Here is a 14,790-nt window from a genome sequence, read left to right on the forward strand (position 1 = left end):
TGTCCAGGTCGTTCGCCGCCGGTCGGAGACTCGGGCTCATTCGGACCCACCGGCGAGGTTCTCGGTGCAGCGGATCAGCAGACCCGACAGCAGATCCCGCTCTTCGGCACCGAAACCGGCCAGCATCCGATCCTCGACCGAGGCCATCACCTCACCCGCCCGCGCCAGCCGCTGCACGCCGAGCGGAGTCAGCCGAGCCGGCCGCGCCCGCCCCGTCGTGGGACGGTCCGCGACCTCAACGAGGCCGTTGCTCCGCAGACCCGAGAGCACGTCCTGCAAGGACTGGCGGGTGACGAAGCAGAGCCTGGCCAGTTCCGCCGAGGACGCGCCCGGGTGTTCGTCCAGCGCGCGCAGCACCGCGTACTGCGAGATCGTGACGCCGCCGTCGCGCAGTTCGCGGTCGCACTCGTGGCGCAGCAACTGCTGGACGCGCTTGACCAGGTATCCGGGCCGACGCTCGGTGTGCCCCTCTTGACTCACGTAAGGATCCTGACACACACTGATTCATGTCAGGAACCTGACATACGAAAGGAACCGGGAATGCCCAGCACCATCCAGCCGAACGCGCCGCTGGCGACCCTGATCAACGTCTTCACCGTGCGCCCGGAGCGCCAGCAGGAGCTGGTCGACCTGCTCAACCAGGCGAGCGAAGAGGTCATGATCACGCTGCCGGGCTTCGTGTCCGCCAGCATCCACGCCAGCACCGACGGCACCAAGGTCGTCAACTACGCGCAGTGGAGCGACGCGGAAGCGTTCCAGGCCATGCTCGCCAACCCGGTCGCGCAGCCGCACATGAACGCCGCCGCCGAAGTCGCCGAGTCCTTCGACCCGCACCTGTACACGGTCGAGGCGGTCCACTCGGTCGACGAGATCTGACCGTCCCACCCGGACGGCATCAGCGGGGCGGGAGGCGGCGGCGGATGTGCTCCAGCACGTCGGACAACGTCGAGGACGGCCCCGCTTCCCTGACGACGGCGCGGTGGAGGAGGTGCTCCGTCCGAACGGAGCTGCGCCGGCCGAGCGTCGGCACCACCGCGGTCGCAGCTCGTTCGGCTTCCGCGACGTCACCGGCCGCGAGCGCCGAGTCGAGCAGGCACGCCCGGTGGACGTGGAGCGCCCACCGCTGGCTCACCGCCTCGGACGCCAGCTCCACCGCACTGTTCAACAGCGGCAGGGCCGCACCGTGCCTGCCCAGCGACGCGTGCAGGCTTCCGGCGTGGCCGTCGAGCTCCCGCTCGTTGAACCACCACGCCCAAGCGGGATCACGGCCGCTGACACCGTCACCGAACGTCGCCCGTGCGTGATCGAACGCGTGAAGAGCCGCCGTCTCATCTCCGAGCTCCCCCAGTGCACGGGCCTTCCGGAGCCGGAACAACGCCCGCACCCGAGTGGGGACGCGGGAGTCCTCGCCGAAGTGCTCGGAGATCCGCAGGGCCTCCCGCGGACGCCCGGAGTTCGTGCTCGCCAGAGCTTGGTTCGACAGGATGAACCACTGCATCGAGGTGTCACCGGCAAGCCGCGCCAACCTCAACGCCGCCGAATTGATCAGCCGCGCGTCGTCGTGGCGCCGCGCGTCGATGAGCATCCACCCCGCCACCTCGCCCAGCTCCGCGGCCGCCGCCCGCAGGTCGCGTTCCAGCTCGGTCCGATAACGCCCCGACGCCAGAACCCGTTGCGCATCCCGGAAACACCGCACCACCGCGTCAACGACCGCGCCCGAACCGAGCAACGAATCCAGCCGCACGAACCGCGCCACCGCCTCGCGCAACGACGCCGCGAACTCCGCGCCCGCAGGAGGACCGTCGTCCACCGAAGCGAGCCCGATTCGGGACATCGGTTCACGCCGCTCGCGCGGGCTTTCGTCGGGTTGACCCACGGTCACCCATCATGGCCACCCGCTGACCTGGCGTCCACGCGTCTCGGAGTGGCCACTGCCACCACGAGCGACCCGGTGCGGACCGACTCGGTCGCGCGAACTCTGACGCCACCCACCCCACCCGCTGCCGCCGGGCACCGGGAAGTGGTGCAATCGGGGCATGGCTGAGAACCCACTGCAGAACGTGACCTTCCCCAGCAACGGGGGCACCGCGCACGGCTACCTCGCACTGCCGGAGTCCGGGAGCGGACCCGGGCTCGTGGTGATCCAGGAATGGTGGGGCCTGACCGACCACATCGCCGACGTCACCAACCGGTTCGCCGCCGAAGGATTCGTCGCGCTCGCCCCCGACCTCTACGGCGGCCGCACCACGCACGACTCCGACGAGGCCGGTCAGCTCATGCAGGACCTGCCGGTGGACCGGGCAGCCCGCGACCTTGGCGGCGCGGTGGACTACCTGCTGTCCCACGAGGCCGTCACCAGCTCGAAGATCGGCTCCGTCGGCTTCTGCATGGGCGGCGGTTTTGTGCTCGTGCTCGCCGCGCAGCAGGGCGACAAGATCGGTGCCGCGGTGCCGTTCTACGGCGTGCTCGGTGAGGACTACCCCAGCTTCGAGAACCTCACCGCGCCGCTGCTCGGGCACTTCGGCGAGCAGGACTCGATGGCGCCGCCGGACGCCGTGTCCGCGCTCGCCGACCGGATCGAATCCGAGTCCGGAACCCGCCCCGACTTCCGGATCTACCCGGCCGGCCACGCGTTCTTCAACGACGAGAACCACATGGGCACCTACGATCCCGAGCAGGGTGCGAAGGCGTGGGGCGCCACCCTCGAATTCCTCCGCGCCAAGCTCGACCGCTGACCCGGGCCGACTCAGGTGAACGCCTCCTTCGCCCGGTCCGGTCGAACGGGGCATTCACCTGATGTCGCCGGTGAGGTGAAAGCCCCCTTCGCCCAATAGGATCGGGCGAATGGGGCACTCACCTCAGCCAGCTCGACTCGAACCGACCACGGTGGTGGCCGAAGCGGTGCGGATGCTCGACGAGCACGGGCTGGCCGCCGTGACCCTGCGGGCGGTGGCCGACCGGCTCGGCGTGCGGATGAACACGGTGCTCTGGCACGTGAAGAGCAAAGCCCGGCTGCGCGAGCTGATGGCGGACGCGCTGATCGGCGAGATCGACTTCGACGATCTGCCCGAACCCTGGGAATCACGGGTGCACGAGATGCTCCACCGGCTGCGCCGGGTGCTGCTGTCCCACCGAGACGGCGCCGCCGTCGTCACCGGGACCTACGCGCTCGAACCGCACACCCTGCGGTTCGCCGAAGAACTCACCACCACCCTGCTGCACGGCGGGCTCGGCGCGAAGGAGACGTCGTGGGCGGTGTGGACCACGCTCTACGTCACCCTCGGGCTGGTGCAGGAGGAACAGGCGCCCGCCGGCCCCCGCCCGGCCACTCTCCGGCACGCGATCACCGAGCAGCACTACCCCGCACTGCACAGCATCCTCGGCGACTTCACCGAAACCGACTTCGAAGCCCGCTTCGACTTCGCCATCACCGCCCAGCTCACGGCCCTCCGCGCACGCATTCATCAGCAACCCGCCTCGTGACCTCCTGGCCGCACGGGTTCGCCGTTTCGTGAGAGATCGAACGATCCCGGCATCGAGGAAGACCGCGTGCATCGACCGCAGTCGCCGGTCATCGGGGTTGATGGGGATCGGAGTGTGAGCGGCGCTGTCCGATTCCTCGCGAAATCGCGGCGACCGAAAGGGGATGTGCTCGGGCACGACGAAAGGGGCGTGGTGCGCGGTGCACCACGCCCCCGGAGTCGCTCACGAACGGCCGGAGCCGTCGTGGGAGTTCGTCAGGCGGATTCCTCGGCGCGGTTGGTGTCCCAGCGGGTGTGGAAGGACCCCTCGACGTCGGTGCGCCGGTAGGTGTGCGCGCCGAAGTAGTCACGCTGGGCCTGCGTCACCGCAGCAGGCAACCGCTCGGCCCGCAGCGCGTCGTAGTACGACAGCGCCGCCGAGAAGCCGGGCGTCGGAATGCCGACTTCGGCGGCCGTGGCCACCACGCGGCGCCACGCCTGCTGCGCATCGGCGAGTTCGCGGGAGAACTCGGCGTCCGCCAGCAGCGTCGGCAGCGAGGGATCGTTCTCGTAGGCGCTGCGGATCCGGTCCAGGAACGCGGCGCGGATGATGCAGCCGCCGCGCCAGATCGTGGCCATCGCGCCGAGGTCGACGTCCCAGCCGTACTCCTTGCTGCCCACCGAGATCATGTTCCAGCCCTGGGCGTAGGACACGACCTTCGACGCGTACAGCGCCTTCTCCACGTCCTCGGCGAGCCGCTTCGCGTCCTCGGCGGACAGTTCGGTGGGCTGCGGCCCGGCCAGCCCCTGCGCGGCCTCGCGCAGGTCGCCGTGCCCGGACAGGCTGCGCGCGAACACGGCCTCGGCGATGCCGTTGACCGGCACGCCCAGTTCCAACGCGGTCTGCACCGTCCAGCGCCCGGTGCCCTTCTGCTCCGCCTGGTCCTGGATGACGTCCACGAACGCGGCGCCGGTGCGGGCGTCGGTGTGGGTGAGGACTTCGGCGGTGATCTCCACCAGGTACGAGGCGAGCCTGCCTTCGTTCCAGCTGCGGAACACCTCGGCGATGCGGGCCGGGTCCAGCCCGCCCGCACGGCGCAGCAGGTCGTAGGACTCGGCGATGAGCTGCATGTCGGCGTATTCGATGCCGTTGTGCACCATCTTCACGAAGTGCCCTGCACCGCCGGGGCCGACGTGGGTACAGCAGGGCGTGCCGTCCACGTGCGCGCTGATCTTCTCCAGCATCGGCCCGAGCGACTCGTAGGCCTCCGCCGAGCCGCCGGGCATGATCGACGGCCCGTTGAGCGCGCCCTCCTCGCCGCCGGAGATGCCGGTGCCCACGAAGTGCAGGCCGCGGCCGCGCATCGCCTCGTCGCGGCGACGGGTGTCCTCGAAGTGCGCGTTGCCGCCGTCGATGATCACGTCGCCTTCGTCGAGCAGCGGCGCCAGCTCGTCGATCACGGCGTCGGTCGGCCCACCGGCCTTGACCATGATGACGACCCGGCGGGGCCGCTCCAGCGAAGCGACGAGATCGGCCACGGACTCCGCGGCGACGAACTCGCCTTCCTCGGCGAACCGCTCCATGAACTCGTGGGTGCGGCCGACGGAGCGGTTGTGCACGGCGACGGTGTAGCCGTTGCGCGCGAAGTTGCGGGCCAGATTGCGCCCCATCACGGCAAGACCGGTGACGCCTACCTGCGCCAGCTTCGACATGAATACCTCTTTCGGCGTCCGGATGACTCACTGGAACAACTCACTCGTCGAGCTCGGTGTTCCCCAGTGGTCGGAGATCACCTCGACGGGTGTTGCCCAGCATGGTGCACACCACACCGGCTTCGGGCGAGCGATGGGGTCAGCCGTCCAGGTCCTCGATCGTGGTCACCGAAGGCCGTTCGGTTCCGCGCAGCCCTTCGGCGACCTGCTCCGCGTCCTCCAGCACTCGGATCACGTTGCGGTGCGCCAGCTTCGCGAGGTCCTCGTCGGACCAGCCGCGGTCGATCAGCTCCGCGAACAGGTTCGGGTAGCTAGCCACGTCGGCCAGGTCCGCCGGGGTGGTGTCGACCCCGTCGTAGTCGCCGCCGATGCCCAGGTGGTCGATGCCGGCGATCTCCCGCATGTGGTCGAGGTGGTCGGCGACGGTGGCGGCGGTCGCGACGGGCCGGGGGTGCTCCGCCTCGTAGTTCTCGCGGAACTCCCGCGTCGCCGCGTCCGTTCCGTGCGAGTCGAACCCGGCCTCGGTCGCCGCGGCGCCGAGCGCGCGCACCCAGTCCCGGGCCTCCTGCAGCACGAACCCGGGCACGAAGGTGGCCATCGCGACTCCGCCGTTGGCGGGCAGCGAGGCCAGCACGTCGTCGGGGATGTTGCGCGGGTGATCGCACACCGCGCGGGAGGACGAGTGCGAGAACAGCACCGGCGCGCGGGACACCCGGATCGCGTGGCGCATGGTGTCGGCGGAGACGTGCGAGAGGTCGACCAGCATGCCCAGCCGGTTCATCTCCCGCACCACTTCTTCGCCGAACGCGGTCAGTCCGTGCGCGGCGGGCTCGTCGGTCGCCGAGTCGGCCCACGGAACGTTGTCGTTGTGCGTCAAGGTCAGGTACCGCACTCCGCGCGCGTAGAACGCGCGCAGCGTCGCCAGCGAGCAGGCGATGCTGTGCCCGCCCTCGGCTCCCATCAGCGAGGCGATGCGGCCCTCGGCCAACGCGGCCCGGATCTCGGCGGCGGTACCCGCGAGCCGCAGCTCATCGGGGTGGCGCTGCACGAGTCGCAACACGCAGTCGATCTGCTCCAAGGTGGCCGACACGGCCCGGTCCCCCTGGTACTCGGCTTTGACGTAGACGGACCAGAACTGCCCGCCGACGCCTCCCGCGCGCAGCCGCGCGAGGTCGGTGTGCAGCGTTCCCGACTGGTCCCGGGCGATGTCCAACGCGTCCAGGTCGTAGGCGCCGTGCTGCCGCAGCGCCCACGGCAGGTCGTTGTGCCCGTCGAGCACCGGGTGCTCGGCCAGCAGCTCCCGTGCTCGTCGCGCCGAGGTCGGTTCCGCCTTGGTCATGGCACCTCACGTTCGTTCGATCTCTCCGCCGCCACACGGTGTCTACCCGTCGCGACATCGCGCTTCAAGACGATCGCGGGAACTGTTCGGTCACTCGGACACCGGTCCACTGTGGAGTCCGGAGGGCGGCGCAACCGATCGCTCGTGCCGCCGCGAACAGTGACGATTCCGGCGAACGCAGAGCGAACGACGTATGTGATCACGCTGCGCGAGCGGTCCACCACCAACCCGCGTCACCCCATAGTTGATCTTTTTCCGGACAAATAACTCGTTTTTCATCTCGCCGCTCTCGGCCACGCGATGCCGCGAACGCGGCCGCACCGCCGGAACCCCTGGTCAGAAGCGAACACCCGGACGAACGTGAAACTTCTTCTTCACTCTCAGCGGAGCGATCTCACTCATCGCGAACCAGCCGTGACCACGAGACTATGTCCGCACTCACTCTGCGTGATTCGCTATCGCGCAGTCACCTTTACCCGAATGTGGGTTTGGCCGACACCCGGAAAGTGCAATAAGCTGAAATCAGGTGAGAACGGAACTCCGGTTCGGCCGGCTTCGACCAATCGAGGCCGGTGACCACCTGTCCGGAACCAGCGCCCAGACCCGGCAACACGTAGCGGCGTGGACGATTTCCGGGAATCCGAAACCACAGTGGATCCGCCCTGAAAGGGCTCGCACACCGTGGAATCGGCGGTACAACCCTTTTCGAGAGACCGTTCCGCTCGGTGCGCCGGATTCCGGATCCGGCGCACCGCACGAACCTGTTCGAGCACGAGGAGACTCACCGTGAAATACGGAAACGCACTGCGCACTGACGTCAAGGGCGAACAGATCACGCCGTTGATCGGCGTCTACGACATGTTCTCGGCCTCCGTGGCCGCCCAGCACTACTCCGGGATGTTCGTCTCCGGATTCGGCTTCGCGGCCTCCCACTACGGCCTGCCCGACATCGGTTTCATCGCCTGGCCGGACATGGTCGCGTTCGTGCAGCGACTACGTCTGGCGTTCCCGAACCAGCACCTGCTGGTCGACATCGACGACGGCTACGTGGACGCCGAGGTCGCCTGCCACGTCGTCGAGCAGTTGGAGATGATCGGTGCCTCCGGCGTCATCCTCGAGGACCAGCAGCGGCCGCGCCGCTGCGGACACGTGGACGGCAAGCGGATCCTGCCGCTGGAGGACTACCTGGACAAACTCGACCTGGTGCTCTCCACCAGGCAGGACATGCTGGTCGTCGCCCGCACCGACGCCACCGAGGAACGCGAGATCCTGCGCCGGGCCGAGGCGCTGGCCGAGACCGACGCCGACGTGCTGCTGGTCGACGGCGTCCGCAGCGTCGAGCGGATCGCCGAGGTGCGCAAGGTCATCGGCGACAAGCCGCTGCTGTTCAACCAGATCGCCGGCGGCAAATCACCCCGGCTGTCATCGCCCGAACTGCAGGAACTCGGTGTCGACGTCGCCATTTACAGCACCCCGTGCCTGTTCGCCGCGCAATCGGCCATGGACGAGGCGTTGACCGAGCTCCGCGCCAATGACGGGCGGCTCCCGGCCACCTCGGTCAGCAGTGTCGGAGTCGCCGAGTCGGTGGCGCTGCTGGAGCGCAACATCAGCAGGAATCACGTGAAGCCGGTCGAGCTGCCGGTGTGATGCGGGGGCGATTCGGTTCACTCCGAAGCCCGCCGTCGAACGCACCACGACTCAATGGCAACACCGCCGAAACGCCATTTCATCCGAACTTGAAAACCTTGACCTCGAAGTCCGACAGGACTGTGATGCCGACCCGATTCTTGAATCGACTCAAACCGGATCCGTACATCCTCGCATTGGTCCTCGCAGCCGTCGTCGCCGCATTTCTACCGGTTCGCGGTGAATATGCCGCAGCGCTGGACGACGTGGTGTCGGTGGCCATCGGATGCCTATTCTTCCTCTACGGCGCCCGGCTTCCCGGCGGTGCGCTGCGGGAAGGAATCCGGCATTGGCGGCTGCACGGCGCCATCCTGCTGAGCACCTACGCGTTGGTCCCGCTGCTGGGACTGGCGTGCGCGGTGCTGGTGCCCGCCGTGCTCACCGAACCACTGTACCTGGGACTGCTGTTCCTGTGCGTGCTGCCCTCGACGGTGCAGTCCTCGATCACGTTCACGTCGATGGCCGGCGGCAACGTCGCGGCGGCCATCTGCGCGGCGACCTTCTCGAACGTGCTGGGCGTGCTGCTCACCCCGCTGCTGGCGGGACTGCTGGTAGCCGAAGGCACCGGGGCCGTCCCGCTGGACGCGCTCCCCAAGATCGTGCTGTTGCTGCTGGTGCCGTTCCTGCTCGGGCAGCTCGCCCGCCGCTGGATCGGCGAATGGGTGCGCGGGCACGCCCGGGTGCTCGGCAAGCTGGACCGGTGCGTGATCCTCGGCGTCGTCTACACGGCGTTCAGCCAAGGCACCGTCGCCGGTATCTGGCGGCAGCTGACGCCGCTGCGGTTGCTGCTGCTCGGTGTGGTCGCCATGGGATTGCTGGTGGTCGTGCTGGCGGTGACCGCGGCGGCGGCGCGCTGGTGCGGATTCAGCAGACCCGACCGGATCGCCTTGGTATTCGCCGGTTCGAAGAAGAGCCTGGCCAGTGGACTGCCGATGGCCTCGGTGCTCTTCCCCGCCGCGAGCGTGGGTCTGGTGGTGCTGCCGCTGATGATCTACCACCAACTGCAGTTGATCACGTGCGCGTGGCTGGCCCGGCGGTTCGCCGCGGACCGGCTCGCCGCCGAAACCGACGCTCCGGTGAAACCGCGAGGCGACCGAGCCTCGCCCGCCTGACAGCGCACCGATTCCCCTGCCGTGCCTGCGGAATCCGGCTGCACGACGGAACCCCGTTCGCCCGTGGGAGCTCGCGCCACGGGCGAACGCCCTCCCCCTCCCGAAAGGTCTTCCCCATGCACTTCCTGCGCGCACTCGCCGCCCACCTCGCCCTCGCGATCGCCCTACTCCTCGCGCCGATCGCCGCTCAGGCCGCGCACGCAGGGCCGAGCAGTGAAGGTCAGAGCAACATCGACGGTGGCGGCCTGCTGAACCTGAGCTACAACGGCGACAGCCCCATCGAGATCGACCGGACGCTGAACCTCGACCTCGGGGCGGGCAGCGCCGGTAGCGATCACGACAACTGACCCGACCGCCTCCCGCACACCGCACGCTCGCGTCGCGTGCTCGTGCCGGTGCCCGCTCGTACCGTGGAAAGCGGCGCGAACCCGCGCATCCGACCACCGGTGAAGGGATGCTGAGCGATATGACCAGCACTGACGTGCTCGTGGACGGTTACGACCGAATTCGGGAGGCGGTGCACGACGCGACCCGCAAGCTCAGCGACGACCAACTGGCGTTCCGCGTCGACGCGCAGGCCAACTCCATCGCCTGGCTCGTCTGGCACCTGACGCGCGTGCAGGACGATCACCTCGCGGGCGCCGCCGGCTCCGAACAGGTGTGGTTCACCGAAGGGTGGCGGGACCGGTTCGAGCTGCCCTTCGACGACCTCGACATCGGCTACGGCCACAGCTCCGACCAAGTGGCGCAAGTGCGCGCCGACGCGGAACTGCTGCTCGGCTACCACGATTCGGTGCACGAGCAGACCGTCTCCTACCTCGGCGGGCTGACCGACGCCGACTTGGACGAGGTCATCGACGCGGACTGGACACCACCGGTCACCCGCGGCGTCCGCCTGGTGAGCGTGCTCGCCGACGGCCTGCAACACGCAGGCCAAGCCTCTTTCGTCCGCGGTGTCGTTGAGCGGGGGTAGGGGGTCGTTCTGCTCGGGGGGTCGGGTAGCGGAACCTCAGTTGCTTCCTCGCTGCGGGATCTTTTTCCCAAGTGGCTCCGCCACGAGGGAAAAAGCTGTCCTCGCGAGGAAGCAACTGAGAACCCGCCGGTGGTCGGCTTTTTGACGTGGGCTATGTGCTTCGCACATCCAGGCACGGCCTTCGGCCGCAACGAGTCGGCTTCGCCGTGGATGAGCAGAAAGATGCTGGGTGTGGGGTGGGCGGGGTTGGTGCAGGGGGTTCTTGCGCTCGGTCTTGGGCGGGGCGTTAGCGTTCCGCGTTGATCAGGCGGCGGGCGGCTTGGGCGCCGAGGCTGGTTTCGATGTGTTCGCGCATCAGGTCGGCTGCGGCGTCGGCCTCGCCCGCGACCACGCATTCGACCAGCATTCGGTGTTCCTCGTCCTTGTTCGCCCGGGCCTCGGGACCGCGATCGATCTCCAGCGCCAGCCTGCGGTACCGATCGGCCTTGTCCCACAAGCCGTCGAGCGTCTCGATGAGCAGATCGTTGTGCGAGGCGCGGTAGATCGCGCCGTGGAAGCGCCGGTGGTGCAGCAGTTGCCGCTGCTCGGGATCGGTGGGCAACGAGTGCAGACCGGTGGCGGCCGCACGGATCTCCGCGATGTCGGCCTTCGTTCGTCGTTGCGCGGCCAGCGACACGGCCAGCGGATCCAGCGAACGCCGGATTTCGAGCAGATCGCGGGCCTCTTCGGAATTGAGCTCGGTGACCCGCGCGTCGCGGTGCGCGTCCAATTCGACCAGTCGCTCGGCCTTGAGCCTGCGCAGCGCCTCGCGCAGCGGTGTGGTGCTGATGCCGATGGTGCGCGCCAGCGTGGCCTGGTTGAGCACCGAACCCGGCGGGAACTCGCCCGACAGGATCTTGTCGCGGACGCTGGCGTACGCCAGTTCGCTCTTGGTCATCATCGGTGACGACCCTGGTTCGTTCATGCCACACCTCCTGCTCGGCTATAAGCTACCGCGCCGACTCACCCCGCTGACCACCAGGTGAAACCCAGTGGTCCATCACGTTATAAGACCCCTTTCCGAGGCAATTCCCCTGTTAAACGGCGAATCACCAACCTCGGAGACGGTCTTGACTGGATGAGATTATAACCTCCAGGATATCGCCGTCCGCGACTTCCCGAGGAGATTTCATGACCGCACGGCCCATCCCCACGTACCGACTCGGCCTGCTGGAAGGAGACGGGATCGGCGCCGAGATCGTGCCCGCGGCGACCCGCGTCGTCGACGCGGCCCTGGCGGCCGCCGAAGCCCCGGGCGTCGAATGGCTCCCCTTGCCGCTCGGCCGATCCGCGATCGACGAGCACGGCTCGCCGATCCCGGAGTCGACGCTGGAGACGCTGACCGGGCTGGACGCGTGGCTGCTGGGGCCGCACGACAGCGCCGCCTACCCCGAACCGCATCGCTCGCGGCTCAACCCCAGCGGCACCATCCGCACCCGCTTCGCCCTCTACGCCAACATCCGCCCGGCGAAGGCGTTCGAGGGCGCGAAGGCGATGGTGCCCGGCACCGACCTGGTCATCGTCCGGGAGAACACCGAAGGCTTCTACGCCGACCGCAACACCCACGCCGGCACCGGCGAGTTCATGCCGACCCCCGACATCGCCATCGCCCACGGCATCATCACCCGGCCCGCGGTCGAGCGGATCGCCCACACCGCCTTCCAGCTGGCCCAGGGTCGGCGCAAGCGTCTCACGATCGTGCACAAGGCGAACGTGCTGCGGATGACCACCGGACTGTTCCGCGACGTGTGCCGCGAGATCGCCGAGCAGTACCCCGACGTCGCGGTCGACGATCACCACATCGACGCGATGACGGTGCACCTGTTGCGCCGCGCCCCCGACTTCGACGTGCTGGTCACCGAGAACATGTTCGGCGACATCCTCTCCGACCTCACCGGCGAGCTCGCCGGGTCGCTCGGCATCGCCCCTTCGATCAACGCCTCCGACCAGCAGTGCATGGCGCAGGCCGCGCACGGCTCGGCGCCCGACATCGCGGGCCGGGACATCGCCAACCCCATCGCGATGATGCTCTCCAGCTCGATGCTGCTGGAGTGGCTGGGAAACCGGAACGACGACGTGAACCTGCGCCGTGCGGCCGCGCTGCTGGAATCCGGCATCGCCCGCACCGTCGCCGCCGGAACCTGCACCTCGGACATGGGCGGCTCGACCGGTACCGCCGCGTTCGCCGAAGCGGTCGCCGACGCGATCCGCGATGGGGATTCGGCGTGACGACCGGCCTGCTCGTCGCGTTCGTGCACGCCACCCCCGGCTCGGTCGAGCCCGTGAACGACGCGCTGCGCGCGGAATTCCCGGAAGCCGAGCCGTGGCACCTGGTCGACGATCGACTGGTCAGCGAGGCCGACGCGGCCGGCGGCCTCACCCCCGCGCTGCGTCGGCGGATGCTCTCGCTGATCCGCCACGCGATCGACGGCGGAGCCGACGCCGTGCAGTTGAGCTGCTCGATGTACGGGCCGGTCGCGGCTCTCGCCCGTCAGTTGTGGGACGTGCCGGTGCGGGCATCCGATGATGCCGCGTTCGCCGAGATCACTCATCGCGAGTCCGCCGAAGTGGTGCTTCTCTCCTCATTGGACTCGGCGTCGGCCGACTCGGCGCAACGGCTCACCGATGCGGCTCCCGGCGCGGCGGTCCGATCCGCACGCGCTCACCCCGCTTCGGCGGATTCCCTCGCGCAGGCGGCGAAACCGCATCTCACCGAGGGGAATCTGGTGCTGCTCGCGCAGTATTCGTTGAGCCCGCACGCCGACGATCTCGCCCGGATCCTCGGCGCTGAAGTGCTGAGCCCGCTGCCGCTCGGCGTGCGCGCACTGCGATCGGAACTGCTACCGCCGGCACCGTGAATCCACCCGGATCACCCGAGCACTGACATCGGGGCGCTCGCAACCGTGCGCGCCCGGCCGAACGCACGATAGGCCGCACCTCCGCTCCGGGCGCCTTTCAGGATGAACTCGTGGCCTGGTCAACGGGAAACCGCTGAGGTTCCGATACCCGACCCACTGCGCACGCCGCTCTGAAAGGCCCCCGCAGCACCCCCTCTCGCCACGGCCGGCGTGGCGGTCCCACCGGGATCCGCCCGCGCCGCGGCCGCCCGCGCACCAAAGGAGCAACGATGCTCGCCGTCCTGGGATTCGCAACGCTCGGCGTCTTCATGGCGCTGGTGATGCGCAGATACGCCACCGCCTTCGTGGCCATCATGGCCACGCCCGTCCTGTTCGCCGTGGTCGCCGGATTCGGCGGCGACCTCGACGAAATGATGCTCAACGGCCTCGAGATCGTCGCGCCGACCGCGATCCTGCTGTTGTTCGCGGTGCTGTACTTCGGCGTGATGATGGACGCCCGGCTGTTCGACCCGATCTCGCGGTTGATCATCCGGGTATGGCGATCCGGTCCGCATCTGCGTCGGCACCGCGGTCCTCGCGCTGCTGGTCGCGCTCGACGGTGACGGCACCACCAGCTACATGATCATCTGTTCCGCGTTCTTACCGATCTACCGGCGCCTCGGCATCAACCCGCTGGTCATCGCCACCATCGCCACCATGGCCCTGGGCACCATCTCCGGCACGACCCCGTGGGGCGGCGCCGCCACCCGCGGGATCAGCGTGCTGCACCTGGACTCCACGGACTACTTCGTGCACATGATCGCCCCGATGGTGCTCACCTCGCTGACGATCATCACCATCGCCTGGATGCTGGGCCGCGGCCAGCGCAAGCGCATCGACCAGGCGGTCATCAACGAGTTCGCTGCCGAGATCTCCGCGCAGGACAGCGGCGGCGAGCAGCGGAACCGACGCACCTGGTTCAACGCCGGCCTCACCGTGCTGCTGCTGGTCCTGCTGGTCCTCGGCGTCGCCGAGCTGGTGAACCTGTTCATGCTCGCGTTCGTCATCGCCCTGCTCGTCAACCACCCGCGCCTGGCCGAACAGGGCGAGGTCATCAAGAAGCACGCGGGCAACGCCGTCCCGGTCGTCATGCTGGTGCTCGGCGCCGGGATCTTCACCGGCATCATGACCGACACCGGCATGACCAAGGCCATGGCCGACGCGCTGCTGTCCGTCGTGCCCGACTCGCTCGGCAATCTGATCCCGCTGTTCACCGCCGTGATCGGCCTGCCGTTGAGCTTCTTCATGTCCAACGACGCGTATTTCTTCGGTGTGCTGCCGGTGCTTGCCGAGTCCGCGGGCCACTACGGCATCGCGCCCGTCGAGATCGCGCGAGCCGGTGCCATCGGGCAGATGATGCACTCCATCGGCCCCGCCTCCGCACCGCTGTGGGTGCTGCTCGGGCTGATCAAGCGCGACCTCGGGGACTTCCAGCGGTTCGCCGTGGGCTGGGTGCTGCTGGCGTCGGTCGCCTACATCGCCTTCGCCGTCCTCACCGGAGCCATCAGCCTGGTGTGATCTTGGTGGGCGACGAGGAGACGTTCGCCTGCCCGTGGCACCACCGGGGGCG

The 14,790-nt window shown here is 68.7% G+C and carries 16 protein-coding genes; 11 read left to right on the top strand and 5 right to left on the bottom strand.

Annotation, left to right across the window (positions count from 1 at the left end):
- Nucleotides 1-36: 36 nt before the first annotated feature.
- Nucleotides 37-480: a MarR family winged helix-turn-helix transcriptional regulator gene (locus H2Q94_RS18710; protein ID WP_243788488.1), complete on the bottom strand. Its 444-nt coding sequence runs from the start codon at nucleotides 478-480 to the stop codon at nucleotides 37-39.
- Nucleotides 481-540: 60 nt separating this feature from the next.
- Between H2Q94_RS18710 and H2Q94_RS18715 the strand changes: the two genes are divergently transcribed.
- A complete protein-coding gene (locus H2Q94_RS18715) occupies nucleotides 541-876 on the top strand; it encodes an antibiotic biosynthesis monooxygenase family protein (RefSeq protein WP_243788489.1) in 336 nt (111 codons plus the stop codon).
- Nucleotides 877-895: 19 nt separating this feature from the next.
- On the opposite strand, the gene H2Q94_RS18720 is transcribed toward H2Q94_RS18715, so the two are convergent.
- A complete protein-coding gene (locus H2Q94_RS18720) occupies nucleotides 896-1,876 on the bottom strand; it encodes an NsdA family TPR-like regulatory protein (protein WP_243788490.1) in 981 nt (326 codons plus the stop codon).
- A 160-nt stretch (nucleotides 1,877-2,036) separates the two neighbouring features.
- On the opposite strand from H2Q94_RS18720, the gene H2Q94_RS18725 reads away from it, so the two are divergent.
- Together H2Q94_RS18725 and H2Q94_RS18730 are read left to right on the top strand one after the other, a co-directional pair.
- Nucleotides 2,037-2,735, top strand: coding sequence for a dienelactone hydrolase family protein (locus tag H2Q94_RS18725; RefSeq protein WP_243788491.1), 699 nt, complete (start codon nucleotides 2,037-2,039; stop codon nucleotides 2,733-2,735).
- 109 nt (nucleotides 2,736-2,844) lie between these two features.
- Nucleotides 2,845-3,483 carry a TetR/AcrR family transcriptional regulator C-terminal domain-containing protein gene (locus tag H2Q94_RS18730; protein ID WP_243788492.1) on the top strand — a complete coding sequence of 213 codons (639 nt, stop codon included), beginning with the start codon at nucleotides 2,845-2,847 and terminating at the stop codon, nucleotides 3,481-3,483.
- A 254-nt stretch (nucleotides 3,484-3,737) separates the two neighbouring features.
- Here H2Q94_RS18730 and gndA read toward each other — a convergent pair whose 3' ends face one another.
- Both gndA and H2Q94_RS18740 read right to left on the bottom strand, forming a co-directional pair.
- Nucleotides 3,738-5,174, bottom strand: coding sequence for an NADP-dependent phosphogluconate dehydrogenase (gene gndA, locus H2Q94_RS18735; RefSeq protein WP_243788493.1), 1,437 nt, complete (start codon nucleotides 5,172-5,174; stop codon nucleotides 3,738-3,740).
- Nucleotides 5,175-5,313: 139 nt separating this feature from the next.
- Complete coding sequence (locus H2Q94_RS18740; protein WP_243788494.1) at nucleotides 5,314-6,513, bottom strand: dipeptidase; 1,200 nt, start codon at nucleotides 6,511-6,513, stop codon at nucleotides 5,314-5,316.
- A gap of 786 nt (nucleotides 6,514-7,299) precedes the next feature.
- Here H2Q94_RS18740 and H2Q94_RS18745 point away from each other — a divergent pair.
- The 4 genes from H2Q94_RS18745 (at nucleotide 7,300) to H2Q94_RS18760 (ending at nucleotide 10,284) form a co-directional block, all read left to right on the top strand.
- On the top strand, nucleotides 7,300-8,160 hold the full coding sequence (locus H2Q94_RS18745; protein WP_243788495.1) for an isocitrate lyase/PEP mutase family protein: 861 nt from the start codon (nucleotides 7,300-7,302) through the stop codon (nucleotides 8,158-8,160).
- A 125-nt stretch (nucleotides 8,161-8,285) separates the two neighbouring features.
- Nucleotides 8,286-9,311, top strand: coding sequence for a bile acid:sodium symporter family protein (locus tag H2Q94_RS18750; RefSeq protein ID WP_243788496.1), 1,026 nt, complete (start codon nucleotides 8,286-8,288; stop codon nucleotides 9,309-9,311).
- A gap of 116 nt (nucleotides 9,312-9,427) precedes the next feature.
- Nucleotides 9,428-9,658 carry a hypothetical protein gene (locus H2Q94_RS18755; RefSeq protein WP_243788497.1) on the top strand — a complete coding sequence of 77 codons (231 nt, stop codon included), beginning with the start codon at nucleotides 9,428-9,430 and terminating at the stop codon, nucleotides 9,656-9,658.
- Nucleotides 9,659-9,777: 119 nt separating this feature from the next.
- A complete protein-coding gene (locus tag H2Q94_RS18760) occupies nucleotides 9,778-10,284 on the top strand; it encodes a mycothiol transferase (protein WP_243788498.1) in 507 nt (168 codons plus the stop codon).
- A 286-nt stretch (nucleotides 10,285-10,570) separates the two neighbouring features.
- Here H2Q94_RS18760 and H2Q94_RS18765 read toward each other — a convergent pair whose 3' ends face one another.
- The gene (locus H2Q94_RS18765) at nucleotides 10,571-11,248 is read right to left on the bottom strand and encodes a GntR family transcriptional regulator (RefSeq protein WP_243788499.1); all 678 of its coding nucleotides are present in this window, start codon (nucleotides 11,246-11,248) and stop codon (nucleotides 10,571-10,573) included.
- A 206-nt stretch (nucleotides 11,249-11,454) separates the two neighbouring features.
- Here H2Q94_RS18765 and H2Q94_RS18770 point away from each other — a divergent pair, with 206 nt between their 5' ends.
- The 4 genes from H2Q94_RS18770 (at nucleotide 11,455) to H2Q94_RS18785 (ending at nucleotide 14,738) form a co-directional block, all read left to right on the top strand.
- On the top strand, nucleotides 11,455-12,552 hold the full coding sequence (locus tag H2Q94_RS18770; RefSeq protein WP_243788500.1) for an isocitrate/isopropylmalate dehydrogenase family protein: 1,098 nt from the start codon (nucleotides 11,455-11,457) through the stop codon (nucleotides 12,550-12,552).
- On the top strand, nucleotides 12,549-13,181 hold the full coding sequence (locus tag H2Q94_RS18775) for a hypothetical protein (protein ID WP_243788501.1): 633 nt from the start codon (nucleotides 12,549-12,551) through the stop codon (nucleotides 13,179-13,181). Before H2Q94_RS18770 ends, H2Q94_RS18775 begins: the two co-directional genes overlap by 4 nt.
- A gap of 269 nt (nucleotides 13,182-13,450) precedes the next feature.
- Complete coding sequence (locus tag H2Q94_RS18780; RefSeq protein ID WP_243788502.1) at nucleotides 13,451-13,783, top strand: hypothetical protein; 333 nt, start codon at nucleotides 13,451-13,453, stop codon at nucleotides 13,781-13,783.
- Complete coding sequence (locus H2Q94_RS18785) at nucleotides 13,764-14,738, top strand: citrate:proton symporter (protein WP_243795792.1); 975 nt, start codon at nucleotides 13,764-13,766, stop codon at nucleotides 14,736-14,738. Before H2Q94_RS18780 ends, H2Q94_RS18785 begins: the two co-directional genes overlap by 20 nt.
- Nucleotides 14,739-14,790: the final 52 nt, after the last annotated feature.

Origin of the sequence: Saccharopolyspora gloriosae, from assembly GCF_022828475.1 — a bacterium.
Taxonomy (GTDB): Bacteria; Actinomycetota; Actinomycetes; order Mycobacteriales; family Pseudonocardiaceae; genus Saccharopolyspora_C; species Saccharopolyspora_C gloriosae_A.

Coding starts and splice junctions, on each gene's coding strand:
- H2Q94_RS18715 (WP_243788489.1), top strand. CDS start 541: ATGCCCAGCACCATCCAGCCGAACGCGCCGCTGGCGACCCTGATCAAC.
- H2Q94_RS18725 (WP_243788491.1), top strand. CDS start 2,037: ATGGCTGAGAACCCACTGCAGAACGTGACCTTCCCCAGCAACGGGGGC.
- H2Q94_RS18730 (WP_243788492.1), top strand. CDS start 2,845: ATGGGGCACTCACCTCAGCCAGCTCGACTCGAACCGACCACGGTGGTG.
- gndA (WP_243788493.1), bottom strand. CDS start 5,174: ATGTCGAAGCTGGCGCAGGTAGGCGTCACCGGTCTTGCCGTGATGGGG.
- H2Q94_RS18740 (WP_243788494.1), bottom strand. CDS start 6,513: ATGACCAAGGCGGAACCGACCTCGGCGCGACGAGCACGGGAGCTGCTG.
- H2Q94_RS18750 (WP_243788496.1), top strand. CDS start 8,286: ATGCCGACCCGATTCTTGAATCGACTCAAACCGGATCCGTACATCCTC.
- H2Q94_RS18755 (WP_243788497.1), top strand. CDS start 9,428: ATGCACTTCCTGCGCGCACTCGCCGCCCACCTCGCCCTCGCGATCGCC.
- H2Q94_RS18760 (WP_243788498.1), top strand. CDS start 9,778: ATGACCAGCACTGACGTGCTCGTGGACGGTTACGACCGAATTCGGGAG.
- H2Q94_RS18765 (WP_243788499.1), bottom strand. CDS start 11,248: ATGAACGAACCAGGGTCGTCACCGATGATGACCAAGAGCGAACTGGCG.
- H2Q94_RS18770 (WP_243788500.1), top strand. CDS start 11,455: ATGACCGCACGGCCCATCCCCACGTACCGACTCGGCCTGCTGGAAGGA.
- H2Q94_RS18780 (WP_243788502.1), top strand. CDS start 13,451: ATGCTCGCCGTCCTGGGATTCGCAACGCTCGGCGTCTTCATGGCGCTG.